Source organism: Streptomyces sp. UW30, assembly GCF_008042075.1.
GTDB lineage: Bacteria > Actinomycetota > Actinomycetes > Streptomycetales > Streptomycetaceae > Streptomyces.
In genome coordinates, this window is the sequence record NZ_RDBN01000037.1 from 2,204,801 (window position 1) to 2,228,937 (window position 24,137).

The following is a 24,137-nucleotide window of genomic DNA, read 5'->3' on the forward strand; positions in this document are numbered from 1 at the left end:
CACGAACCTCACCACGCGGGACGATCATGCGGGCAGATGTGCAGCACGTCGCGGACGGCACCTATCTGGTGCACGGCAGCAACACGAACTGGGTGATCCTCACCGAGGGGGACGCGGTCACGCTGATCGACACCGGGTACCCCGGCGACCGGGCCAAGCTCCTCGCCTCCCTTTCCGAAGTGGGCAGTTCGCCCGAGGCGGTCAAGGCCGTACTGATCACGCACGCCCACACCGACCACCTGGGCAACGCCGAGTACCTGCGCACCACGTACGGCACGCCGATATACCTCCACGAGGCCGAAGTGCCGCACGCCCGCCGGGAGTTCCTGCACCAGGTGGATGTCAGGACGGTGCTGAGGAACGGCTGGCGGCCGGGTGTGCTGCCCTGGGCCGTGCACGCGATCCGCTCCGGCGGCACCGCGCACGTCCCGGTCACCTCCCCCGAGGCATTCCCGTCGTCGGGCCCGCTGGACCTGCCCGGCCGTCCCGTCCCGGTGCACACGCCCGGCCACACCGACGGCCACTGCGCCTACCATCTGCCGGACGCCGGGGTGGTGATCGCGGGCGACGCCCTGGTGAGCGGACACCCCACCTCGCGGATCAAGGGGCCCCAGCTGCTGCCGGACATGTTCCACCGCGAGCGGTCCCGGGCCGTGGCCTCGCTGGCCGTGCTCGAAGGACTCAAGGGCGATGTGCTCCTGCCCGGGCACGGGCCGCTGCACCGGGGCCCGGTGCAGGAAGCTGCTCTTCAGGCCCGGGAGCGCGCCGTCTAGGGTGAGCTGACGATCACCGCGAGGCGAGGACGAACAGCCCATGGCACTCCAGATCAGCGCGACGAATCCGGAGCACCCCGCCCTCCTGCTGGAGCTGCCGTGGCAGGTGCCGCTGGAGCAGTGGCCGGAGGATGTCCTGGTCCCGCTGCCGCGGGGTATCTCCCGGCACATCGTGCGCTACGCCCGGGCCGGCGACGAGGTGATCGCCGTCAAGGAGCTCGCCGAGCGCCCGGCCCTGCGCGAGTACGAGCTGCTGCGCGACCTGGACCGGCTCGGCATCCCCGCGGTCGACCCGCTGGCCGTGGTCACCGGCCGAACCGGCGCCGCCGGTGATCCGCTGGAGTCGGTGCTGGTCACCCGGCATCTGCGCGGCTCGCAGCCGTACCGCTCGATGTTCGAGACGACGATGCGCCCGGCGACCATGCACCGGCTGATGGACGCGCTGGCCGTGCTGCTGGTCCGCCTCCACCTCGCCGGGTTCGCGTGGGGTGACTGCTCGCTGTCCAACACGCTGTTCCGGCGCGACGCGGGCGCCTACGCCGCGTACCTGGTGGACGCGGAGACCGGCGATCTGCACCCGCAGCTCAGCGACGGTCAGCGCGACTACGACCTGGACCTCGCCCGGGTCAACATCAGCGGCGAGCTGCTGGACCTGGAGGCGTCCGGGGCGCTGCATCCTTCCGTCGACCCGATCGAGTTCGGCACCGAGATCTGCGGCCGCTACCGGAGCCTGTGGGAGGAGCTGACGCGCACCTCCGTCTATCCGGCGGGCAAGTACCACTACATAGAGCGCCGGATACGCCGCCTGAACGAGCTCGGATTCGACGTGGCCGAGATGCAGATCGAGCACGCGACGACCGGCGACACGGTCACCTTCGTGCCCAAGGTCGTCGACGCCGGCCACCACCAGCGTCAGCTGCTGCGCCTGACGGGCCTGGACACCGAGGAGAACCAGGCCCGGAGGCTGCTGAACGACCTGGAGAGCTGGATGGCCACCCAGGACGACTACGACCCGGGCGATCCCCTCGGCGCCCGCCCCGAGGTGCTCGCGCACCGCTGGGTGCGGGACGTCTTCCGGCCCACCGTGCGGGCCGTGCCGCTGGAGCTGCGCGGCTCCATGGACGCGGCCGAGATCTACCACGAGCTGCTCGAACACCGCTGGTACCTGTCCGAGCGGGCGCAGCACGACATCGGCCTGGACACGGTGGTCGAGGACTACATCAGCAACATCCTGCCCACGGCCCGCGAGACACTTCAGCCGACGACGTCCGACTGACTCGGCAGGCTGGCTCAGGCGTGCGGAACCACGGCCACCGGGCAGTCCGCGTGGTGCAGCATGCCGTGCGCCACCGAGCCGATCCGGGCGCCCGCGGCAGTGCGGTGGGCGCGGCGCCCGACGACCATCAGCTGGGCCCGCCCGGCGACCGACAGCAGCACCTGTCCGCCGCTGTTCGCCTACAGCCCGGCGTCCATGAAGATGCTCGACGAGGCCGGGGGGCTGGAGCCGTACGAGAAGAAGGCGCTGGCCGAGGCGCTGCGGCCGTGGCGGGAGCGGTTCCCGGACGTCCATGTCGTCGAGCACGTGGAGATGGGCGCTGTCGGTCGCCGGGCGGGCCCGGTCGCCGGGCGGGCCCAGCTGATGGTCGTCGGGCGCCGCGCCCACCGCACTGCCCGCTGGTACCTGTCCGAGCGGGCGCAGCACGACATCGGCCTGGACACGGTGGTCGAGGACTACATCAGCAACATCCTGCCCACGGCCCGCGAGACACTTCAGCCGACGACGTCCGACTGACTCGGCAGGCTGGCTCAGGCGTGCGGAACCACGGCCACCGGGCAGTCCGCGTGGTGCAGCATGCCGTGCGCCACCGAGCCGATCCGGGCGCCCGCGGCAGTGCGGTGGGCGCGGCGCCCGACGACCATCAGCTGGGCCCGCCCGGCGACCGACAGCAGCACCTGTCCGCCGCTGCCCATCTCCACGTGCTCGACGACATGGACGTCCGGGAACCGCTCCCGCCACGGCCGCAGCGCCTCGGCCAGCGCCTTCTTCTCGTACGGCTCCAGCCCCCCGGCCTCGTCGAGCATCTTCATGGACGCCGGGCTGTAGGCGAACAGCGGCGGCAGGGTCCACGCCCGTACGGCACGCACGGTCGCGCCACGCGCCGCGGCCGTCTCGAACGCGAACCGGAGCACGGCGGCGCTGTCCTCGGCGTCCCCCTGCTGGCCCACGACGATCTCGTGCCCGGCGACCTCGGAGGACGGCTGGTCACCGGCGCGTACGAGCACGACGGGCCGCGTGGCCCCGGCGATCACCTGCTGTCCGACGGAGCCCAGCAGGAACCCGACGACCCGGCCGTGGCCGCGCGAGCCGAGCACCAGCATCTCGGCCTCTCCCGCCGCGTCGGCGAGCGCCTCGGCGGGCGCGCCGTCGACGACGTCGGTGGCCACCTCAAGGCCCGGATGCCGCTCGGTGACGGACCGGGCGGCCTCGGCCAGCCCGTCGCGCACCCACTGGGTCTGGGTGTCCTCGCTACCCGCGTCGATCGCGTCGTGCGGCTGGAACCGCCATGCGTGCACCACCCGCAGAGGCAGACCCCGCCGGACGGCCTCGCGGGCGGCCCAGGCCAGCCCGGCAAGGCTCTCCTGCGTTCCGTCCACCCCTGCCGTGATCGGGCGCGTCATTCCGGCTGCCTCCTTGTGTATCGGCCACATGCATCGGCCACGTCCTTGGTGCCCAGTCTTCACTAAGCTGCGCCCATGGCCTTGGAGTGGGAGCAAATGATGGTGGACGCTGCCGATCCGGAGGCCCTCGGGCGCTGGTGGGCCGAGGCGCTCGGATGGGTCGTGGTGGACGACTCGGCCGAGGAGTACGAGATCCGGCCCGAGAAGGACCGGCTGCCGGGGCTGCTCTTCTGCCGGGTACCGGAGGGCAAGGTCGTCAAGAACCGCCTCCACCTCGATTTCCGGCCCGACGATCACGAGGCGGAGGTCGCCCGCCTCCTCGCGCTCGGCGCGCGCCACGCGGACATCGGGCAGACCGGCGAGGAGCCGTGGGTCACGCTGGCGGATCCCGAGGGCAACGAGTTCTGTGTCCTCGCCCAGCGTCGCGGCTGAGGGCGGTCGCCCCCGCGTACCTGAGCGAAGCGCGCGGATCGAACATACGATGGCCGGGAGTCGGCTCGGCGACCCGCGCCCGAAGGACGCCCGCCGCCGCGCCGAGAAACGAACTCCGGGGTGGGAGACGTATGACTCAGGCCGCCGAAGCAGCGCGGACCGTCATCCTGACCGTGGACGACGACCCGGGAGTGTCCCGGGCGGTCGCCCGCGATCTGCGGCGGCGCTACGGCGAGTCGCACCGGATCGTGCGCGCGGAGTCCGGCGAGTCCGCGCTGGACGCGCTGCGCGAGCTGAAGCTGCGCGGTGATCTGGTCGCGGTGATCCTGGCCGACTACCGCATGCCGCAGATGAACGGCATCGAGTTCCTGGAAGCGGCCCTGGACGTGTACCCGGGCGCCCGCCGCGTGCTGCTGACCGCGTACGCGGACACGAACGCGGCGATCGACGCGATCAACGTCGTGGATCTTGATCATTACCTGCTCAAGCCTTGGGATCCGCCCGAGGAGAAGCTCTACCCGGTCCTGGACGACCTGCTGGAGGCGTGGCGGCGCAGCGACTACCGGCCGGTGCCCAGCACCAAGGTGGTCGGGCACCGCTGGTCGGCGCGCTCGTCGGAGGTGCGGGAGTTCCTGGCCCGCAACCAGGTGCCGTACCGCTGGTATTCGGCCGAGGAGCCGGAGGGACAGCGGCTGCTGGCCGCCGCCGGGCACGACGGGCAGCAACTGCCCCTCGTGGTCACGCCCGACGGGACACCTCTCGTGGCGCCCGAGGCACCCGAGCTGGCCGCGAAGGTGGGCCTGGCCACGACGCCGACGGCCGACTTCTACGACCTCGTCGTCATCGGCGGCGGACCCGCCGGGCTCGGCGCGGCCGTGTACGGGGCGTCGGAGGGGCTGCGGACCGTGCTGGTGGAGCGGTCGGCGACCGGCGGCCAGGCCGGGCAGAGCTCCCGTATCGAGAACTACCTCGGCTTCCCGGACGGCGTGTCGGGCGCCCAGCTCACCGACCGGGCCCGGCGGCAGGCGACGAAGTTCGGCGCCGAGATCCTCACCGCGCGCGAGGTCACGGGACTTGAGGTCAGCGGCGCCGCCCGGGTCGTACGGTTCTCCGACGGATCGGCGGTCGCCGCGCACAGCGTGATCCTGGCGACCGGCGTCTCCTACCGCCAGCTGCAGGCGCCGGGTTGTGCGGACCTGACGGGCCGCGGGCTGTACTACGGGTCGGCGCTCACGGAGGCGCCCGCCTGCCAGGGCCAGGACGTGTACATCGTCGGCGGCGCCAACTCCGCCGGGCAGGCGGCGATGTATCTGTCGCGGGGCGCCAAGTCGGTGACCCTGCTGGTGCGCGGGGCGTCGCTGTCGGCGTCCATGTCGCACTATCTGGTCCAGCAGATCGAGGAGGCCCCGAACATCTCGGTGCGCCCCCGCACGGTCGTGGAGTCCGCGCACGGTTCCGGACACCTGGAGCAGCTGACGCTGCGCGACGTGGACGGCGGGCGGACCGAGAACGTCGACGCCCAGTGGATGTTCGTGTTCATCGGCGCGGCCCCGCTGACCGACTGGCTGGACGAGACGGTGCTGCGGGACGAGCGCGGATTCATCCTCGCGGGGCCCGACCTCACCGCCGACGGCCGGCCGCCGGCCGGCTGGGAGCTGGACCGGCCGCCGTACCACCTGGAGACCAATGTGCCCGGCGTGTTCGTGGCGGGCGACGCTCGCTCCGAGTCCGCCAAGCGCGTCGCGTCCGCCGTCGGAGAGGGAGCCATGGCCGTGATGCTCGTCCACCGCTACTTGGAGCAGTCATGAGCGGGCAGTTGATGCCGTGCAACGCCCAGGAGATCGGGTCGCTGTTCCTGTTCGAGAAGCTCACCCCCGAACAGCTCGGCAGGCTGTGCAGCGAGGGGCGGGTGGAGATGTTCGAGCCCGGGCCCGTGTACACCGAGGGCGACCCCGCCACCTGCTTCTACGTGATGATCGAGGGCACGGTCGTGCTGTCCCGGCGGGTCGGGGCCGACGACGTGGAGGTCAACCGGACCTCCCAGCGCGGGGTGTACTCCGGTGCCTGGCAGGCCTACCTCGGGGACCGGGTGCCGCAGGTCTACAACAGCTCGATGCGCGTGACGGAGCCGACGCGGTTCTTCGTCCTGCCCGCGGAGACCTTCGCGGGGGTGATCCAAGAGTGGTTCCCGATGGCCCTGCATCTGCTGGAAGGCCTCTTCTTCGGTCAGAAGAGCACCCAGTCGGCCATCAACCAACGCGAGCGGCTGCTGGCGCTCGGCTCGTTGTCCGCCGGGCTCACGCACGAGCTCAACAACCCCGCCGCGGCGGCCGTACGCGCGACCGCGACACTGCGCGAGCGCGTGGGCAAGATGCGGCACAAGCTGGCCATCATCGCGCAGGGTTCGTACTCCCCCGAAGTCATGGCCAACCTCATCGACCTCCAGGAACGCACCGCCGAGCGGGTCGCGAAGGCCCCCACGCTGAGTCCGCTGGAGGCCGCCGACCGGGAGGACGCGGTCACCGACTGGCTCGACGACCAGGGCATCCCGGAGGGCTGGCGGATCGCGCCCACCTTCGTCCAGGCCGGTCTCGACGTGGACTGGCTGGACCAGGTCGTGACGGCGGTCGACGCGGAGATCCTGCCGAGCGCGATCGGGTGGCTCAACTACACCGTCGAGACCGAGCTGTTGATGGACGAGATCAACGACTCGACCACCCGCATCTCGCATCTCGTCGACGCGGCCAAGCAGTACTCCCAGCTCGACCGCGCGCCCTTCCAGAACGCCGACGTCCATGAACTCCTCGACAGCACCCTGCTGATGCTGTCGGGCAAGATCGGGAAGCGGATCGACGTCGTCAAGGACTACGACCGTACGCTGCCGAAGATCCCGGCCTACCCGGCGGAGCTCAACCAGGTCTGGACGAACCTGATCGACAACGCGGTCTCGGCGATCAACAGCGCGGGCGGCGACGGCACGTTGACGGTGCGGACGGCGCCGGATCACGACCGGCTGCTGGTGGAGTTCCGTGACACGGGGGTGGGTATCCCGGCGGAGCACCGGGGGCGGATCTTCGACCCCTTCTTCACGACCAAGCCCGTGGGCGAGGGCACCGGGCTCGGCCTCGACATCTCCTGGCGGATCGTGACCAACAAGCACCACGGCACGATCCAGGTGGAGTCCGAGCCGGGCGACACGCGTTTTCAGGTGCTCCTTCCGTTCACGTCCGAGGAGGCTTCATGAGCAACGTCAACGGCATCGATCCCAGCGTCCCGCCGAGTGGCAGTGGGTGTCCGGAGTGCGACGCGGCCGGTGGGTGGTGGTTCCATCTGCGGCGGTGTGCGCAGTGCGGGCATGTGGGGTGCTGCGACAGTTCGCCCGCGAAGCATGCGACGGCGCATTTCCGGGAGACCGGGCATCCGCTGGTGCAGAGCTTCGAGCCGGGTGAGGCGTGGTACTGGAACTACGACACGAACGAGATGTTCGAGTCCGGGCCCGAGTTGGCTCCTCCGGCGAGTCATCCCGCGGATCAGCCCACGCCGGGGCCCGCGGGGCGGGTGCCGCAGGACTGGGCGAACACGTTGCGCGCCTGACCGCTCGATCACGCAGTTGCCCACGCCCGCAAAACCACAGGTGCTGTCAGTGGTGAGTGACAGGATGTATGCGTGTCGCAGACCCCACTCAGTACGCCGTTGATCGGGCGGGACCCCGAACTGGCCCGGCTCTCCGACGTCCTGGAGCGTGCCCGGGGCGGTGAGGCCCGGGCCGTGCTGGTCGCCGGGGACGCCGGGGTCGGCAAGACCCGGGTGCTCGACGAGGTCGCGGGGCGGGCCGGCGCGGCCGGGATGACCGTGCTGACCGGGCACTGTGTCGACCTCGGCGATGTCGGGCTGCCGTATCTGCCGTTCACCGAGGTGCTCGGGGTGCTCGCCGAGGACGAGCGGTTCGCGGGTGTCCTCGCCGCTCATCCCGTCGTGGGACGTCTGCTGGGTGGCGGGACGGACGCCGTGAGCGACCGGCTGCGGCTGTTCGAGGGCATCGCCGGGCTGCTGGCCGATCTGTCGGACATCGCGCCGGTGCTGCTCGTCCTGGAGGATCTGCACTGGGCCGACCAGTCGTCGCGGGATCTGCTGCGGTTCCTGCTCAGTCGAGGGATCTTGCAGCGAGCGGCGACCGGGGCGCCGGCGCATCGGCTCGCCGTGCTCGCGTCCTATCGTGCGGACGATCTGCACCGGCGTCATCCGCTGCGGCCACTGCTCGCCGAGTTGGTGCGGCTGCCCGCGGTCGAGCGGCTGGAGCTGCGGCCCATGGCCGATGCCGAGGTCGCAGAGCTGGTGCGTGCCGTGCAGGAGCGGCCGCTGCCGGACACGACCGTGCGGCGGATCGTCGAGCGGGCCGAGGGCAATGCCTTCTACGCCGAGGAACTCGTCGCGGCCACGGACACGGAGGCCGGCGGGGTGCCCAGCGGGCTGGCCGACGTCCTCCTGATCCGGTTCGAGCAGCTCTCCGACACCGCCCAGCAGGTGCTGCGCACGGCCGCGGTCGCCGGACGCCGGGTCGGGCACGACCTGCTGCGGGGTGCCGTGGGGATCCCGGAGGAGGAGCTGGAGTCGGCGCTGCGCGAGGCCGTCGGGCGGCAGCTGCTGGTCTCCGGGGACGGCGACACGTACGCGTTCCGGCACGCGCTCGCCCGCGAGGCGGTGTACGCCGATCTGCTGCCCGGTGAACGGGCCCGGCTGCACGGCGCGTTCGCCCGGCTGCTCGCGGGGCGCGGCCGTCCGGACGAGACGGCGGCGGAGCGCGCCCACCACTACCGCGCGAGCCACGACCTGGCGGAGGCGCTGGCCGCGTCGCTGGAGGCCGCCGCCCACGCCCACGGTGTCGGCGCGCCGGCCGAGGAGCTACGGCATCTGGAGACCGCCCTGGACCTGTGGTCGTCGGTGGAGCCGTCGGCGCGGCCCTCGGGCGAGGGCAACGACCGGGTGACGCTGACGCTGCGCGCGTCGGCGGCGGCCGCCCACGCGGGCGAGGCGCACCGGGCGGTCTCCCTCACCCGCTCCGCACTCGCGGGCGTCGGCCAGGACAGCGACGCCGAACTCGCCGCCCGGGTCCGCTACACGCTCGCCGGCAACCTGCTCGAGGTGGACAGCCTGACGGCGGCCTACGCCTACAGCAGCGAGGCGCTCGCCCTCATCCCGGCCGACCCTCCGTCACGGACCTGGGTGTGGGCGGCGGCCACGCATGTCCTCGCGGCACGCCAGGTCGGGGAGGACGAGACCGCGCTGCGCATCGCCCACGAGGCCCTGCCCACCGCCGAGCGGCTCCAGCTCACGGACGCCCGGGCGGATCTGCTGATCTCGCTGGCCGCGCTCGAGGGCGGCGGCCGGGGCACGCCGCAGGGGCGGGAGCGGCTGCGTGAGGCCCGGGAGTTGGCGAGGAGTGCGGGGAACACGACGGTGGAGATGCGTGCCCTGTTCAACCTCGCCGTCGGCTGCTTCGAGTCCGGTGATCTGGAGGAGTGTCTGCCCTGGCTGACGGAGGGCCTCGACCGCGCCCGGCGTGCGGGGCTGCTGTCGTCGCCGTATCCGCTGGAGATGCGGTATCTGCGCGTGTTGGTGCTGTACACGCTGGGGCGCTGGGACGAGTGCGTGAGCTTCGCGGCGGCCGACGCCGACGTGCTGCCCGACACGGGCGGTTTCACGGCCGGTCCGGCGCTGTACGTCGCGCTGGCGCGCGGCGACGTCCAGGCCGTCGAGCAGGCCCGTGCCCTGCTGGAGGGACCGTTCGACTGGATGGGCACGCTCGTCGCGGGCATCGCGCTCACCGACGCCGCCGGGGTGGACGGTGACGCGGAGGGGGCGGTGGAGCGGATGCGGACGACCGTCGCGGCCCTCACCGACGACGTGGGAAGGCTGCCCGACGTCACGGTCCGGCTGGCCGCCCTCGCGCTGTCCGCGGTCGCGGACCGGGCCACCGCACTGCGCCTGACCGGTGACGAGGCGGGCGCACGCCACTGGGCGGACAAGGCGACCGAACTGGTGGAGCGGGCGCGGACGGTGGCCGTACGCGGCGAGGACCGCGTGCCGCAGGGCCCGGAGGGTATGGCGTGGCTGGCCCGCGCGGAGGCGGAGTGGACGCGGGCCGTCAGCGGGCCGGACGCGCAGGCGTGGGCGAGGGCGGTGGCCGCGTTCGCCCATGGCGACGCATACGAGCGAGCCCGGTGCCGACTGCGGTACGCCGAGGCCCTGCTGGCGGCGGACGAGCGCGAGGCGGCGGCCACCGAGGCCCGGGCCGCCCGGGCGACGGCGGCCCGGCTCGGCGCGACTCCTCTGCTGGAGCGGGTGGACGCCCTGCTCCGCCGGGGCCGCCTGGCGCAGGCCCCCGCCGGCCGCGCCTCCGTGCTCACGGCCCGCGAGCAGGACGTCCTGCGTCTCCTCACCCTCGGCCGCAGCAACCGGCAGATCGGCGAGGAGCTGTACATCTCCGGCAAGACGGCGAGCGTCCACGTCTCCAACATCCTCGCCAAGCTGGGCGCCGCGAGCCGTACGGAAGCGGTGGCGATCGCCTATCGCGAGGGCCTGATCAGCCGCGAGGAGACGGTGGGCTGATCGGCCGTCGCGCACCTCACCCGGTGATGTCGCAGTCGAGGGCGGTCAGGTCGACGGCGTCGGCCATCGCCTGCATGCCCTTGTCGTTGGGGTGTATGTGGTCGCCGCCGTCGAGGGCGGGGAGCATCCTCTCCTGGTCGTAGGGGCTGCGCAGGATGCGGTCGAAGTCGGTGACGGCGTCGAACTCACCGCTGGTGCGGATGAAGGTGTTGACCTCCTGGCGTACGGCCTCGCCGGCCGCGTCCCATTCGTGCCAGCCCTTGAAGGGGGCCACGGTCGCGCCGACGACGCACTTGCCGGCCGCGTGCGCCCGGTCGACGATGTCGCGGAAGCCCTCGATCAGGTCCTCGGCCGTGACGCCGCTGTGGGCCTTGATGTCGTTCACGCCCTGGAAGAGGAACACGGTCCGCACGCCCGGCTGGGACAGCACGTCCCGCTCCAGCCGGTTCAGGGAGCTCTGGCCGGCGCCGTCCGCGATGAGCTTGTTCCCGGAGATGCCCTCGTTGGCGACGCCCTTGACCGCGGTGTCCGTGCGTTGCAGACGGCGGGCCAGGTAGTCGGGCCAGCGGCGGTTCAGGTCGGAGGTGGACTGCCAGCCGTCGGTGATGGAGTCGCCGAGGGCGGCCACCGCTGCGGTGCCCTTGGGGGCGTGCACGGAGACGGCGTCGAGATAGAACCAGGAGCCGGTCGGGATGGTCCAGGGAGTGCCGCTGTCCTCGGCGGTGTGGTCGCCCTGGGTGGCGTACGACGTCTGCATGGCCATCCAGTGACCGCTCGCCGGGCCGGCCGCGTCCGGGCTGTGCAGGCTGACGACGAGGTTGGACGCGGTGGGCAGTTTCCCGGGCAGCGGGTCGCTCCACACGGTGGCGCCGGCCGGCACGGTGACGGTGGGCTCGCCGCCGAAGGCCAGGCGCCGGTTGCTGCCCGGCCGCAGTTCGGCGCCCTGCTTCTGGAGGCCCGCGTAGGCGCTGTCGAAGGTGATCGGCCGGTCGCCGAAGGCGTTGGAGAGCCGGACCCGCACGCCGGTGCCGCCGACGCTGGTGTGCACGACGAGCCGGTAGCTGCGGCCGGCGACGCCGTCGCCCATCCGGTCGGCGCTCGCCGCCCAGGTGACGACGCCGCTCGGGCCGCCGGTCGCCTCGGCGGGCGCGGACTGGCAGGCGACGACCGTCAGCAGGACGGCGGCCAGCGGAAGCGCGGCCCTCACCGGGCGAGGTCTTTCAGCGTGACGGACGCGCCGGGCCGCAGCGAGACCGTGCGGGACACCTCGCCGTAGGCGACCGTCGTGGTGCGGCCGCCGACGCTGCGGATCCGTGCCTCGGTCGGTTTGCCGTCCCGCCAGTGCAGGTCGACCTCGAAACCGCCGCGCACGGGGACGCCCTCGACGAAGCCCGAGGCGGCCCAGGCGTCGGGAAGGGCGGGGAGGAGTTCGACGTGTCCGGGCCGGGAGTACAGCAGCATCTCCACCATCGCGGCAGGGGTGCCGAAGTTGGCGTCGATCTGGAAGATGCCCCGGCCGCGTTCCACCTCGTAGATGTCGAAGAGGTTGAATGCCGTGCCGTTGGTGCCGTCGGTGGAGGGGCGGAGGTTGTTGACGATGAGCTGGTAGGCCTTGTCTGCGTCCTTCAGGCGGGCCCAGCACAGGCTGCGCCAGGCGTTGGCCCAGCCGAAGCTCTCCATGCCGCGTGCGGTGAGCAGGGCGGTGGCGCCGGCGACGAGGTCCGCCGGGGTGGAGCCGTCAGGGCGGATGCGGTCCCCGGGGAAAAGGTTGATGAGCGGGGACAGGTGGCGGTGCGTGGTCTCACCCAGGTTGTCCGGCGACATCCACTCCTCCAGCCAGCCGGTGGTCGGGCTGACCTGCGGCAGGTACAGCTTTCTGCGCAGTGAGGCGATCGTATCCGCGAAGTCGGTGTCCCGCCGGAGTTCGGCGGCCGCGGTGCAGTAGTTCCCGAACAGCATCCATACGACTTCCTGAGCATAGGTGATGCCCTTGGCGTCCTGCGGGCCGTGCTCCGGGGACCAGTCGCTGTCGTCGACGAGCACCTCCTTCGACGTGCCGGGGAGGGTGACGGTCAGCAGCCGCGCCTCCCAGAACTCGCACGCGCCCTTGAGCAGCGGGTAGATCTTCGCCAGGTACTCGCGCGACCCGGTGTACTCGTAGTGCTCCCACAGGGTGGTGCACAGCCAGGCGTTGCCCGCCGGATGCCACCACCAGCCGCTCCCACCGTAGGGGTTGGTGGAGAAGGCGACGGCCCAGCCGGCGTTCTTGCCGCTGGAGTTGCGGTACCGGTTGCGCGGGTCGTTGAACAGGCGACGGGTGAGGTCGTTCCAGGACGGGAGCTGGGCGACGCAGTAGTCCGTGAAGGCGTCGAAACACGGGGACAGGCCCGTGCGGTCGGCCATCCAGTAGTTCATCTGGATGTTGATGTCGGTGTGGTAGTCGCCCATCCAGTCCGGGTCGTTGCCGTCCAGCCACAGGCCCTGGAGGCCCATCGGCAGGCTGTCGCGCGAGCCGGTGATCATGAGGTAGCGGCCGTACTGGAGGTAGGCCGCCTCCAGTTCCGGGTCGGGTTCGGGGTCGCGGCTGCGGGCGTGCAGGCGCTCCCAGGTGTCCAGTTCGCGCTGCTCGGCCGTGGACGTGCCGAGGGAGAGGCCGAGTCGTCCGTACAGGGCGCGGTAGTCGGCGACGTGGGTGCGCCGCAGGGCGTCGGCGGACTCCGCGGCGGCGGCCCGGACTTTCGTACGGGCGAGTCGCTCGGGGTCGAGTGAGGGGTTGCGGAAGCCGGAGTCGGCGTCGGGTGCGTAGTTGGTTCCGGCGGTGACGACGACGGTGAGGTCCTTGCAGCCGGTGAAGTCGATGCGGGTGCCGTCGACGGTGACCTTGCCGCCGGTGCCGCGGGCCTTGACGGCGGCGCCGTAGCGCAGCCCGTTGGGGAGGGTCGCGCCGAAGGACTCGGCGGCGGTGGGGTGCTCTCCGTGGGTGCCGGTGAGGGCGATGGTGCCGGTGTAGCGGCCGCCGCCGCTCTGGGTGAAGCGCAGGACGATGACGTCGTCGGGGTGGCTGGCGTACATCTCGCGCCGGTAGGTGACGCCGGAGCGGACGTAGGAGCTGGTGACCAGGCCCTGGGCGAGGTCGAGGGTGCGGCGGTAGCCGTTGACGGCGCCGAGGTCGTGGTCGGGGATGTCGACGGTGAGCTTGGCCAGCAGCGTGAACGAGCCGAAGTCGGAGCGGCCGTAGGGGAACTGGCCGTCCTGGTCCAGGGTCTCGTTGAGGCCGCCGGTCCACATGGTGGCGTCGGTGATCAGGAGGAGTTCGCGGCCGGGGTCGTTGCTCGCGAGGGCTCCGATACGGCCGTTGCCGACGGGCAGGCCCTGTTCGATCAGCGAGCCCTCGTCGCCGGGGGCCCGCCACCACAGCTGGGTTCAACCTCTCCGACGCACCCGCCTCCGTGACCGCGAACTGGCAGACCCTCGGCTTCAAGGGCAAGGCCTCCGTGCGCGACGTGTGGAACAAGGAGAGCCTCGGCACCCACACCGACAAGATCACCCAGGCGCTCCCCGCCCACGGCTCCCGCCTGTTCACCGGCACGTAGACGCTGTTGACGGTCCCCCAGTTGCCCGTGGACGGCATCTTGTGCGAGGTGGCGCCGCCTCCGTTGGCCGAGACGAGGATCGAACGGGAGTCACCGCTGACGTAGGCGACCTTGATCTGGTAGGTGCCGGCCTCGGCCACCACGACGTCGTTCACGGTGACCTTGCCGCCGGTGTAGAGGTTGCCGACCTTGTGGCCGTCGGAGCAGGCGGAGCAGTCGGCGACGGAGGCGTTGCCGCTCAGGGTGCCCGCCTCGGCCTCGTGGGCGGTCCAGGCGAGGTCGGTGCCGCGTGGGGTGACGGTGAACAGGCGGGAGCCGTGGGCGGGGAGCGCCTGGGTGATCTTGTCGGTGTGGGTGCCGAGGCTCTCCTTGTTCCACACGTCGCGCACGGAGGCCTTGCCCTTGAAGCCGAGGGTCTGCCAGTTCGCGGTCACGGAGGCGGGTGCGTCGGAGAGGTTGAACAGGGCCACGGTGTAGGTGCCGTCGGGGTTCTTCGCGGCCCAGACCTGCTGCGGGTCGGAGGCGGTGACGGGCTCGGCGGGCGGGGCGCTGCTCTGGTTGATCGCGATGACCTCGCGGTTGGTGAGCAGCGACAGGCCGTAGGAGTCGAGCCTGGTGAGGTCGTCGCCGGTGAACAGCGGGGACTTGGCGATGGCCCACAGGGTGGCGTAGCTCTGCCGCTCGGCCTTGGTGAGGCCGTCCATCTCGCCGTTGCCGACATTCAGGGAGTCGAGGTCGTTCCAGCCGCCGGGGCCGGCGTGGTCGGTCCAGGCGGGGGCGTCGTCCCAGCGGTCGTCGACCGAGTTCTCCCAGCTGACCAGGGTGTTGCAGTAGCACTCGACGTCGGTGTCGATGCGCCAGCCGTTGGAGTACTTCTTCCAGTCCTCGACGTGCCCGTAGTCGAGGGACCAGGACAGCTCCAGGTGGATCGGGCGGCCGGCGGTGTCGATGGCCTTCTGCCAGGCGGAGACGTCGGCGACGTTGTTGTAGTTGTCGCCGTTCTTGAACGAGCCGGGGCCGACGCCGTCGAGCTTCAGGAAGTCGTAGCCCCAGTCGGCGAACATCTGCGCCTGGGAGTCGATGTACTTCTGCGCGCAGGGGTTCGAGAAGTCGATCTTGTAGGCGCTGTCCCAGCCGTTGGTGGTGCGCAGGTCGTCGTAGACGATGTCGCCGGTGGTGCAGCCGTCGGCGTTCCAGATCGGGTTCTTGCCGTCGTTGTACGCCCCCTTCTCCAGGCCGACCGGGAGGTAGATGCCGGCCTTGAGGCCCTTGGAGTGGATGCGGTCGGCGACGGCCTTCATGCCGCTCGGGAAGCGCACCGGGTCGGCCTTCTGGCGGCCGTACTCGTCGAACTGCGACTTCCAGGACCAGTCCATCCACCAGCCGGCGTCTATGTTGACGTACTCGTAGCCGTACTTCTTCAGCTTGGCGGCCAGGGCGTCGGTCTGCTTGGTGACGTTGGCCTCGGAGAGGTAGCTGTAGTCGCCCTTCGGGTTGAGACCCGGGTACTTCGACGACTGCATGGTCCAGCTGGTCCAGCCCATGTAGGGCTTGGCGGCCACCGCGGTGGTGGTCGGGGCGGCCGGGGGCGTGGTGGTCTCGGCCTGTGCGGCGGGGACGGCGGCGGTGACACCGGCGGTGAGGGCCAGGACCACCACGGCTCTCAGGGCGCGTGCGGGCATGACGGAGTACGAGGATGACCTCATGGGTCGGGCCTCCCTGGGTTGGTTCAGCGGCTCTGGCGCTGGTCGTCGGCTCGGATGAAGGACTGGATGGCGGTGGCCGCGGCCCCGCGCGCCCACTCCTCGAAGGGCAGTGGGCGGGTCTGTACGTCGCACTGGGCGGCGGAGCCGAACGCGGCCGCGGCGAGGGCGTCGCGGATCTGTTCGGCGAACAGGTCGTAGGCGGCGAGCCCCTCGCCGGAGATGATCACCCGCTCGGGTCCGAGCAGATTGGCCACGGTGGCGATGCCCCGGCCGATCGCCTCGCCGGCGCGGGCGTAGGCCTCGCGGGCTCCGGCGTTCCCCCGGTGGGCCAGCGCCGCCGCTTCGGCGGTGTCGGCGACCTCGACGCCGGTGGTCTCGCGGATGCGGCGGACGATCGCCGCGTCCCCCGCGATGGCCTCCACACAGCCACGGTTGCCACAGTGGCAGGGCGGGCCTGCCGGGTCGACGGTCACGTGCCCGATCTCTCCGGCCACGCCGTGCGCCCCGGCGACGACCCGGCCGTGCACCACCAGGCCGCAGCCGATGCCGGCGCCGACGGTCACCACGGCGAAGTCGGACAGTCCCACGCCGGCGCCGAACCACTGCTCGGCGACGGTGAGGGCGCGTACGTCGTTGTCGACGGTGACCGGCAGTCCGGTGGTCGCGGCGGCGAGTTCGGCGAGGGGGACGTCCCGCCACTCCAGGAACGGTGAGTAGCGGACGACGCCCGCGCCGCGGTCCACGTCTCCGGAGACGGCGATGCCGAGTCCGAGGACCGGGACGCCCAAGTCGCCCGCTTCCGCGAGCAGTTCGCCCGTCAGCTCGGCGACCGAGGCCAGCACGCCCTTGGGTTCGAGGTCGGGGAGCGGGGCGTGGCGGGCGACGCGGATACGGCAGCACAGGTCGGTGAGCACGCCGATGATCTCGTCGCCGGTCACTTTGACGCCGATGAACAGCGCCCGTCCTCCGTCGACCCGTACCGGGTTGGCGGGCCGGCCGAGCGTGGGGCGGGCGTCCGCGTCCACGTCCTCCACCAGATAGCCGGCCTCGATCAGGGGCCGTACCGCCTTGGTGACGGCGGCCGGGGACAGTCCCGCCCGCCGGGCCACCTCCAGACGGGTGAGCGGCCCCTGGCTGAGGACCGTGGTGAAGATCTGCGAGGCGGCCGGCGTGTTCGCCGGGAACGACTCGGCGCGGTGGATCGAGGACATGCCCGGAACCTAGAGCCCTTATTTTCCGCCGTCAATAAAAGAAGCAGGATTCCCCGAAGTGCCGCTGAAGGACTCCCACCCAGTGATCGGTGTCTGTCCAACTGTGCGTCGTCTGTGGCGATGTGACGGGATGCGAGAAGGTTGCCCCGGACGGCGGTGATCGTTATCGCATCTGCAGCACATCGACGAACGGGAGGAATCCGGATGGTCTCGAAGGTCTCAACAGCGCTGGTCAGAGGCACGGCGGTGGCGGTGGCCCTTGGGTCGCTCCTCGCGGTACCCGCGTATGCCGCACCCCTGGAACCCGCCACCACCAAGGCCGACGCCGCGGCGGCCGCGCCACCCGCCCCGGATGTGACGGGCCTGTGGAACGTCCTGCGCGCGGCGAGGCGGCAGGGCGCACCCGGTGCGATGGCGCGTCTCGACGACCGCGGCTCGGTCCACTGGGCGGCCGTGGGCGTCGCCGACCGGAAGAGCGGACGGGCGCTCAGCAACGCCGACCGGTTCCGCATCGGCAGCGTCACCAAGATCTTCTCGGCCGTGGTCCTGCTGCAACTCGCCGACGAGAAGAAGCTGGCGCTCGACGCCCCGGTCAACCGCTATCTGCCGGGGCTGCTGCCCGACGACCGCATCACGGTCCGCCACGTGCTCAGCCACCGCAGCGGCCTGCACGACTACTCCAACGACATGTTCGCGCGGACGGTTCCCGGCTTCGAGGCGGTCCGCAAGAAGGTCTTCACCTACCGGCAACTGGTGAACCGCTCCTTGAGCAAGCCGCGGACCACCAAGCCGGGCGGCGCGTACTCGTACTCCAACACCAACTTCGTGGTCGCCGGGATGCTCATCGAGAAGCTGACCGGGCATGCCGTGCGGACCGAGTACCGCAACCGGATCTTCGAGCCGCTGAAGCTGAGCGACACCTTCTACGTGCACCCCGGCACCAAGGTCCCGGGCCGGCACGCCCGCGGCTATCTCACGCCGGACACCGCCGGCGCGGCGCTCGTCGACGCCACCGAACAGACGGTGTCCTGGGCGCAGAGCGCGGGCGCGGTCATCTCCACCACACGGGACCTCAACCTCTTCCTGTCGGCGCTGCTCGGCGGCCGGCTGACCTCCCGCGCCCAGCTGGCCCAGATGCAGCGGTGGGTACCGTCGGGGACGAACCAGCGGTACGGGCTCGGGCTGCGGCGGCGCGATCTGTCGTGCGGGGTCTCCGTCTACGGCCACACGGGCGCCGTACAGGGCTACTACTCCTACGCCTTCGCCTCCAAGGACGGCAAGCGCAGCCTCGCTGCGCTCGCCAACGCCTCCAACAACGGCTCGGTGCACGCCGCCATGCTGGGCACACTGGAGTCCGCGTTCTGCGGCAAGCAGACGAAGAAGTCCCGCAGTGCCGCCACGCCGGTCGAACGGCACGAGGTCAGCGCGCCGGGGAACCCGCTGGATCCTGACGCGCACTGAGCCCGCACGTCGGGTGGGAACCCTCGGGATCCGGTGTGCGTTGTGCGGACATCCCCACCGGATCTCGAACCACCCACCAGGACGGCCCGATGAGCGAGTTGGTTCCCGGGGGCAATCTGCCCCTCCCGGGCGGCAGCGTGACCGTCCGGGTGCCCGGCCCCTTCGACGTGTCCGCGCTCATCACCGACGACAGCGGCAAGGTGCGCGGCGACGCGGACTTCGTGTTCTACAACCAGCCGTCCGCTCCGGGCYCCCGGCTGCACGGCGACACGCTGACGGTCGACCCACCTCGCCTGCGCACCGGGGCGACCCGGGTCACGGTGGTCGTCAGCCCCACCGATCCCGGCACTCCCCTGGGCCGACTGCCCGCCCCCGCGCTCCACATCACCGACTCCGGCGGCCGCCCGGTCGCCCGGTTCGCCCCGCCGCGCCCGCGGCAGGAGACGGTGCTGCTGCTCGCGGAGCTGTACCGGCGGGGCGGCGGCTGGAAGGTGCGGGCCCTGGGGCAGGGGTACGCGGACGGGCTTGCGGGGCTCGCGCGCGACTTCGGGGTGGACGTGGTCGAGGACGCCACGCCGACGCCGGCCCGGCAGACACCGGCCCCGACCGCCGCGCCCACCGCCCGGTCGACGATGCACACCCTGACCGACCTCGGCGTGCCGCACACCCCTTCCCCCGATCCCGACGGCTTCCTGGGGCTGGTCAACTCCGCGCGCGCAGGCGCCGGTTCGGGGCCCGTCACTCTTGATGCCCGGCTCGCCTCCGCCGCCCGCGCTCACGCCGCCGCCATGGCTTCGGCGGGACGGCTCGGGGTGGAGGGCCCGGACGGTGTCTCCGTGTACCAGCGCATCACCGCCGCCGGGTACGCATATCTGACCGTCGGCGAGCACCTGGTCTCCGGCCCGCGTACCCCCGCCGAGTTCGTCGCCTACTGTCTGCGCGCCGAAGGCCCTCGCCGCACCCTGCACGACGCCGCCTTCAGGCATGCCGCCCTGGCGCACGTCACGGGCGGCCGCTCGGGCGACACGTACTGGACGGCGCTGTGGGCCAGGCCGCTCACACCGGGCGGCCTGCCCCGCATCGCCACCGAGGTCGTCGACCTCACCAACCGGGAGCGGGCCCGGGCCGGGCTGCACCCCCTGGCCGTCGATGCCGCGCTGACCACCGCCGCACAGGCCTACAGCGCCGACATGGCAGCCCGCGCCTTCTACTCCCACACCTCGCCCGAGGGCACCCAGCCCTGGGACCGGGCGGCCGCCGCCGGCTCCCGCATGCGCACGATCGGCGAGAACATCGCGTGCGGTCAGCGCTCCCCCGCCGAGGTCGTGGAGGGCTGGATGAACAGTCCGGGCCATCGCGCCAACATCCTCAAGCGGGACTTCACCCACATAGGCATCGGCTTCGCGGGCGGGGGCCCGGCGGGCACGTACTGGACACAACTCTTCGGCGCCTGACGGGTCGGGGCGAGGACACGCCGCGATCTAGGCGGAAGGGCACCGTCCGGGACACGATGCCCGTATGAAGGGTGACCTCTTTTCCAGCGAGCACATGGTCCAGCCGGCCACGGCGCCGGGCATGACGATCGAGAACGCCAAATGCATCAAGTACGCGGTGAACGGCGAGATGCACGCCCGCCAGGGCGCGATGGTCGCCTACCGCGGCAACCTCCAGTTCGAGCGCAAGGGCCAGGGCGTGGGCGGCATGCTCAAGCGGGCCATGACCGGTGAGGGACTGCCGCTGATGGCGGTGCGCGGGCAGGGCGAGGCCTGGTTCGCGCACGAGGCGCAGAACTGCTTCGTCGTCGACGTCGACCCGGGCGACGAGTTCACGGTCAACGGCCGCAACGTGCTGTGTTTCGACGCCTCGTTGTCGTACCGGATAGCGACGGTGAAGGGCGCGGGCATCACCGGCGGCGGTCTGTTCAACAGCGTCTTCACGGGCCAGGGCAGGCTGGGTCTGATCTGCGACGGCAATCCGTTGGTCATCCCGGTCTCGCAGCAGTACCCGGTGTACGWCGACACGGACGCGGTGGTCGGCTGGACCGCCGGACTGCAGACCTCGCTGCATCGCTCGCAGTCCCTCGGTTCGATGCTGCGCGGCGGTTCCGGGGAAGCCGTGCAGCTGATGCTGCAAGGTCAGGGATATGTCGTCGTACGACCGAGCGAGGCGACACCGCAGAAGCCGCAGCAGCACTGAACGCCCCCGCGAGGTGATCTGCGCCTCACGAGCAACCCACTCCGCCCTGCCGACGTCTTGATCGACAACAGGTGAAGCCCTGGCCGTTCTTTTGGCCAGGGCTGGTTCTCAACGCTCTATACACGCCATGTATACCCATCACGTATACGCACCATGTATACACACAGAGTAGAGACGGCGTGTATATCGATCGAAAGGCATCGATGTACGGCAAGGCATTCGCCCCGGAGTACCAGGGCGCCCTGACGACTCTGTCCGTGAACTCGTCGCTCACCGACGTTCTGGCCGCCGGCACCGAGCAGTTGAGAGCGGCCGAGCGGTCCGGCGAGCACGGCGAGGCGGCGCGCTCCGGGCTCGCGGTCGCCGAGGCGCACCGCCGGCTGGGGCAGATCGGGGACGCCGACCGCGCCTGGAAGGCGAGCTACCGCGCCGCCCGGGAAGCCGGCGACACAGGGGCGATGGCCTGGGCGATGTGGAGCGGCGGCACGCTGGCCCGCCAGCGCGGCGCGTTCCCGCTGGCCCGGCGGCTGCTTCAGCTCGCGGCCGACCTCGGCGAGCGGGGCGGCGACATCGTCGTACGCGGCTACTCGCTGGCCGGGCTGGCGGAGACCGGCCGCATCCAGGGCGACTACGACGCCGTCCACCGGCTGCACGAGCAGCTGCTGGCCGAGGCCCGGCGGCGCGGTGAGGCCCGGCACACCGTGTGGGCGCTGGAGGGCATCGCGCAGATCCACCGCAACACCGGCTCGTACGACACCGCGTACGCCCTGTTCGAGGAGGCCGCCGAGATCGCCGCGCGCGCCGAGGACCGGCGTGGCCATGCCTGGGCGCTGCGCGGGCTCGCCGATGTCGTCTCCGTGCGCGACGGCGACGCGGAGCGGGCGCTGGCCCTGCTGTCCGAGGCGGAGACCACGTGCCGCACGATGAAGCTGTCCAGCGCGCTGGCCTACAACCACAAGATGCGCGGCAACGTCCTCTACCGGGCCGGGCGTTACGCCGAGGCGCGGGAGCTGTACGAGCTGGCGCTCTCGGAGTTCCGCGCGATGAGCGAGCCACGCGGGGAGGCACTGTCCCGGCTGGGGCTGGCGAAGTCGCGGGCGCAGCTGGGGCGCGATCGCACCGAGACCGCCGCCGAACTCGCCGAGCTGGCCGTGGTGCTGGAGCGGATCGGGCTGCGGCACGCGCGGGAGATGGTGGCTCGGGCACAGCAGGAGTTCTGCGTCGGTGAGGACGCGATGGCGGGCGCCGAGGCGGTGGGCGTACGGTGACGACTTCCTCTTCGGCACTGCGGGCCCCGGCCGACACCGGTCGGCGCGCCACTGCGGTCCCCACACCGGTGGACGCCGGCCAAGTCCTCGACCGCTGCCGGACCTTGGTGCGCCCGGCGCTCAGGGAGGCAGTGGACCGAACGCATCCATGGGTCGGCGAAATGGCCGCGTACTCCTTCGGCTGGTGCGAGGTGGGCGGCGCGCCGGCCGCCTCCTCCGGCGGCAAGGGCGTACGGCAGGCGCTGGCGGTGCTCGGGGCGGAGGCGGCCGGCGCACCCGGTCGGGTCGCGGTGCCCGGGGCGGTCGCGGTGGAGCTGGTGCACGCCTTCTCCCTGCTGCACGACGACATCATGGACGGCGACGAGGCACGGCGGCGCCGCCCCACCGTGTGGAAGGCGTACGGCACGGGACCCGCCGTCCTCGCGGGGGACGCGCTGTTCGCGCTGGCCGTCGAGACGCTCGCGGCGGCACCTGCGGGGTCCCGGGCGATACGGCTGCTGTCCGAGGCGTTGCAGGACCTGGTGCGCGGGCAGGCGGACGACCTGCTGTTCGCCACGCGTCCCTGGACGGGTCCGGAGCGGGTGCGGCCGGACGAGTACCGGACGATGGCCGAGCACAAGACGGGCGCCCTGCTGGGCTGTGCGGCCGCGCTGGGCGCCCTGCTCGGCGGCGCGCCGCCCGCGACCGTCGCCGCCCTCGACCGGGCGGGTCGCCATCTGGGCATCGCCTTTCAGGTCGTGGACGATCTGCTCGGCATCTGGGGCGACCCCGCCGTCACCGGCAAACCGGTCCACGGCGATCTGCGGGAGCGCAAGAAGACGTATCCCGTGCTGGTCGCGCTCGACTCGCCCCTCGCCGGTCGACTCGCCGCAATGCTGGAATCGGGCGCCGATCCCGGCGAAGTGGCCGCGCTGATCGAGAAGGCGGGTGGCCGCTCGGCCGCGCTCGCGGAGGCACGGCGTCATGTCGCCGCCGTGGAGGTGGCCCTGGCGGACGTACCGATGGAGGCGGGGCCCGCGCAGGAGCTGCGCTCGCTGCTCGACTTCCTCGTGCGGCGCGACCTGTGAGAGCGCGGTCCACTCGTTCGGCGGTGGCCTTCGGCAGCGCCGTGCCGCCGCCGGCGAAACCGGGTTGACCGGCGGCGTCCGTCGGGCCAGGGTGCCGAACGGCGCGGATCCACGCCCCGCGCCGGAAGGGTGACTGCCTTGATCGGGATCTCGGATGTCGAAGCCGCGGCCGACCTCATCGCCGGACACGTCGTACACACCCCGACCGTACCCAGCCCCGGCCTGTCGGACCTGCTCGGTGTCCCGGTCACGGCCAAGCTCGAACTCCTCCAGCGCACCGGGTCGTTCAAGGCCCGCGGGGCGACGGCGAAGCTGCTGTCGCTGACCGACGACCAGCGCGCCGCCGGGGTCGTCGCGGTGAGCGGCGGCAACCACGGCATCGCCCTGGCGATGACCGCCGCCGTCCTCGACGTGAAGGCCACGGTGGTCATGCCGCGTTCGGCGCCCGCGCACGCCGTGCGGATCGCCGAGGACGCCGGGGCGTCGGTGCGGCTGACGGACGACATGGACGGGGCGTTCTCGCTGGTCACCCGGCTGCGGGACGAGGGGCTCACGCTCGTGCATCCCTTCGACGACCCCCTGGTGATCGCCGGGCAGGGCACCGTCGGGCTGGAGCTGGCGCGTGACGCGGGTGAGCTCACGGACGTGATCGTCAGTGTCGGGGGCGGTGGGCTCATCGCCGGTGTCGCGGTGGCGCTGCGGGCCCGCCGGCCGGACGTGCGGATCTGGGGTGTGGAGACCGAGGGCGCCGAGGCCATGTCACAGGCGCTGGCGGCGGGCGGGCCGGTGCCGGTGGCGCTGTCGTCGATCGTGTCGACGCTCAGCGCGCCGGCCGTGTCGCAGCTGACGTACGACCATGTGTCGGCCCTGGTCGACGAGGTGCTCGTGGTCCCGGACCGGGAGGCGGTGCGGGGCGTGCTCGACCTCGCCGAGCACGCCAAGGTGTGGACCGAGCCGGCCGCCGGCAGCCTGCTGCCGGCGGCGCGCCGTGTGCTGGAGCGGGTCGGGGCGGGCGCCCGGCTCGGGCTGGTCGTGTGCGGAGGCAACGCGACGACCTCGGACATGCAGCGCTGGGCGACGGATTTCGGCCTTCGTTGAAGCATTCGCGACCAATTCCCCGGCCTTTTAGCCAGCTTACTCAC

Annotated in this window: 18 protein-coding genes and 3 pseudogenes; 15 read left to right on the forward strand and 6 right to left on the reverse strand. The window is 71.9% G+C overall.

Going from position 1 to position 24,137, the window contains the following annotated elements:
* Window positions 1-26 precede the first annotated feature (26 nt).
* Window positions 27-773, forward strand: coding sequence for an MBL fold metallo-hydrolase (locus tag EAO75_RS28810; protein WP_147997901.1), 747 nt, complete (start codon window positions 27-29; stop codon window positions 771-773).
* 40 nt (window positions 774-813) lie between these two features.
* The gene (locus tag EAO75_RS28815) at window positions 814-2,049 is read left to right on the forward strand and encodes a DUF4032 domain-containing protein (protein ID WP_147997902.1); all 1,236 of its coding nucleotides are present in this window, start codon (window positions 814-816) and stop codon (window positions 2,047-2,049) included.
* Window positions 2,050-2,063: 14 nt separating this feature from the next.
* Here the strand turns inward: EAO75_RS28815 and EAO75_RS28820 are convergent, their stop codons facing one another.
* Complete coding sequence (locus EAO75_RS28820; protein WP_410092491.1) at window positions 2,064-2,207, reverse strand: universal stress protein; 144 nt, start codon at window positions 2,205-2,207, stop codon at window positions 2,064-2,066.
* Between the two features lies 1 nt (window position 2,208).
* Here EAO75_RS28820 and EAO75_RS28825 point away from each other — a divergent pair.
* Window positions 2,209-2,445 (forward strand): annotated as a pseudogene (locus EAO75_RS28825) (universal stress protein); the annotation flags it as partial.
* A gap of 134 nt (window positions 2,446-2,579) precedes the next feature.
* Here EAO75_RS28825 and EAO75_RS28830 read toward each other — a convergent pair.
* Window positions 2,580-3,452: a universal stress protein gene (locus EAO75_RS28830; RefSeq protein WP_147997903.1), complete on the reverse strand. Its 873-nt coding sequence runs from the start codon at window positions 3,450-3,452 to the stop codon at window positions 2,580-2,582.
* A gap of 75 nt (window positions 3,453-3,527) precedes the next feature.
* Between EAO75_RS28830 and EAO75_RS28835 the strand changes: the two genes are divergently transcribed.
* The 5 genes from EAO75_RS28835 to EAO75_RS28855 all read left to right on the forward strand — a co-directional run bounded on the left by EAO75_RS28835 (window position 3,528) and on the right by EAO75_RS28855 (window position 10,493).
* Window positions 3,528-3,884 carry a VOC family protein gene (locus EAO75_RS28835; RefSeq protein ID WP_147997904.1) on the forward strand — a complete coding sequence of 119 codons (357 nt, stop codon included), beginning with the start codon at window positions 3,528-3,530 and terminating at the stop codon, window positions 3,882-3,884.
* A 131-nt stretch (window positions 3,885-4,015) separates the two neighbouring features.
* The gene (locus EAO75_RS28840) at window positions 4,016-5,692 is read left to right on the forward strand and encodes an FAD-dependent oxidoreductase (protein ID WP_147997905.1); all 1,677 of its coding nucleotides are present in this window, start codon (window positions 4,016-4,018) and stop codon (window positions 5,690-5,692) included.
* Window positions 5,689-7,128, forward strand: coding sequence for an ATP-binding protein (locus EAO75_RS28845; protein WP_147997906.1), 1,440 nt, complete (start codon window positions 5,689-5,691; stop codon window positions 7,126-7,128). The genes EAO75_RS28840 and EAO75_RS28845 overlap by 4 nt, the downstream gene beginning before the upstream one ends.
* A complete protein-coding gene (locus tag EAO75_RS28850; protein ID WP_147997907.1) occupies window positions 7,125-7,478 on the forward strand; it encodes a UBP-type zinc finger domain-containing protein in 354 nt (117 codons plus the stop codon). Before EAO75_RS28845 ends, EAO75_RS28850 begins: the two co-directional genes overlap by 4 nt.
* 72 nt (window positions 7,479-7,550) lie before the next feature.
* Window positions 7,551-10,493: a helix-turn-helix transcriptional regulator gene (locus EAO75_RS28855; RefSeq protein ID WP_147997908.1), complete on the forward strand. Its 2,943-nt coding sequence runs from the start codon at window positions 7,551-7,553 to the stop codon at window positions 10,491-10,493.
* Window positions 10,494-10,509: 16 nt separating this feature from the next.
* Here EAO75_RS28855 and EAO75_RS28860 read toward each other — a convergent pair whose 3' ends face one another.
* Window positions 10,510-11,700, reverse strand: coding sequence for an SGNH/GDSL hydrolase family protein (locus tag EAO75_RS28860; protein WP_147997909.1), 1,191 nt, complete (start codon window positions 11,698-11,700; stop codon window positions 10,510-10,512).
* Window positions 11,697-13,913, reverse strand: a pseudogene (locus EAO75_RS28865) (glycosyl hydrolase family 95 catalytic domain-containing protein); the annotation flags it as partial. The pseudogene EAO75_RS28865 and the gene EAO75_RS28860, both read right to left, overlap by 4 nt.
* Before the next feature lie 29 nt (window positions 13,914-13,942).
* On the opposite strand from EAO75_RS28865, the gene EAO75_RS46095 reads away from it, so the two are divergent.
* On the forward strand, window positions 13,943-14,086 hold the full coding sequence (locus EAO75_RS46095) for a hypothetical protein (RefSeq protein WP_187284600.1): 144 nt from the start codon (window positions 13,943-13,945) through the stop codon (window positions 14,084-14,086).
* On the opposite strand, the pseudogene EAO75_RS28870 reads toward EAO75_RS46095, so the two are convergent.
* Both EAO75_RS28870 and EAO75_RS28875 read right to left on the reverse strand, forming a co-directional pair.
* A pseudogene (locus EAO75_RS28870) lies at window positions 14,074-15,792 on the reverse strand (alpha-galactosidase D); the annotation flags it as partial. The gene EAO75_RS46095 and the pseudogene EAO75_RS28870 sit on opposite strands and share 13 nt — an antisense overlap.
* A 23-nt stretch (window positions 15,793-15,815) precedes the next feature.
* Window positions 15,816-17,003, reverse strand: a complete 1,188-nt coding sequence (locus EAO75_RS28875) for an ROK family transcriptional regulator (RefSeq protein WP_147997911.1) — start codon at window positions 17,001-17,003, stop codon at window positions 15,816-15,818.
* Window positions 17,004-17,207: 204 nt separating this feature from the next.
* Here EAO75_RS28875 and EAO75_RS28880 point away from each other — a divergent pair, with 204 nt between their 5' ends.
* The 6 genes from EAO75_RS28880 (at window position 17,208) to EAO75_RS28905 (ending at window position 24,093) form a co-directional block, all read left to right on the forward strand.
* Window positions 17,208-18,464 (forward strand): serine hydrolase domain-containing protein, encoded by a 1,257-nt coding sequence (locus EAO75_RS28880; RefSeq protein WP_147997912.1) that lies wholly within the window; start codon window positions 17,208-17,210, stop codon window positions 18,462-18,464.
* Window positions 18,465-18,553: 89 nt separating this feature from the next.
* Window positions 18,554-19,918, forward strand: a complete 1,365-nt coding sequence (locus tag EAO75_RS28885; protein WP_147997913.1) for a CAP domain-containing protein — start codon at window positions 18,554-18,556, stop codon at window positions 19,916-19,918.
* A gap of 64 nt (window positions 19,919-19,982) precedes the next feature.
* Window positions 19,983-20,660, forward strand: a complete 678-nt coding sequence (locus EAO75_RS28890) for an AIM24 family protein (RefSeq protein WP_147997914.1) — start codon at window positions 19,983-19,985, stop codon at window positions 20,658-20,660.
* Window positions 20,661-20,863: 203 nt separating this feature from the next.
* Window positions 20,864-21,928, forward strand: coding sequence for a tetratricopeptide repeat protein (locus EAO75_RS28895; protein WP_147998125.1), 1,065 nt, complete (start codon window positions 20,864-20,866; stop codon window positions 21,926-21,928).
* Between the two features lie 161 nt (window positions 21,929-22,089).
* On the forward strand, window positions 22,090-22,995 hold the full coding sequence (locus EAO75_RS28900; RefSeq protein ID WP_410092481.1) for a polyprenyl synthetase family protein: 906 nt from the start codon (window positions 22,090-22,092) through the stop codon (window positions 22,993-22,995).
* A gap of 138 nt (window positions 22,996-23,133) precedes the next feature.
* Entirely contained in the window at window positions 23,134-24,093 is a 960-nt protein-coding gene (locus tag EAO75_RS28905) for a threonine/serine dehydratase (protein WP_147997915.1), read from the forward strand.
* The last annotated feature ends 44 nt before the right edge of the window (window positions 24,094-24,137 follow it).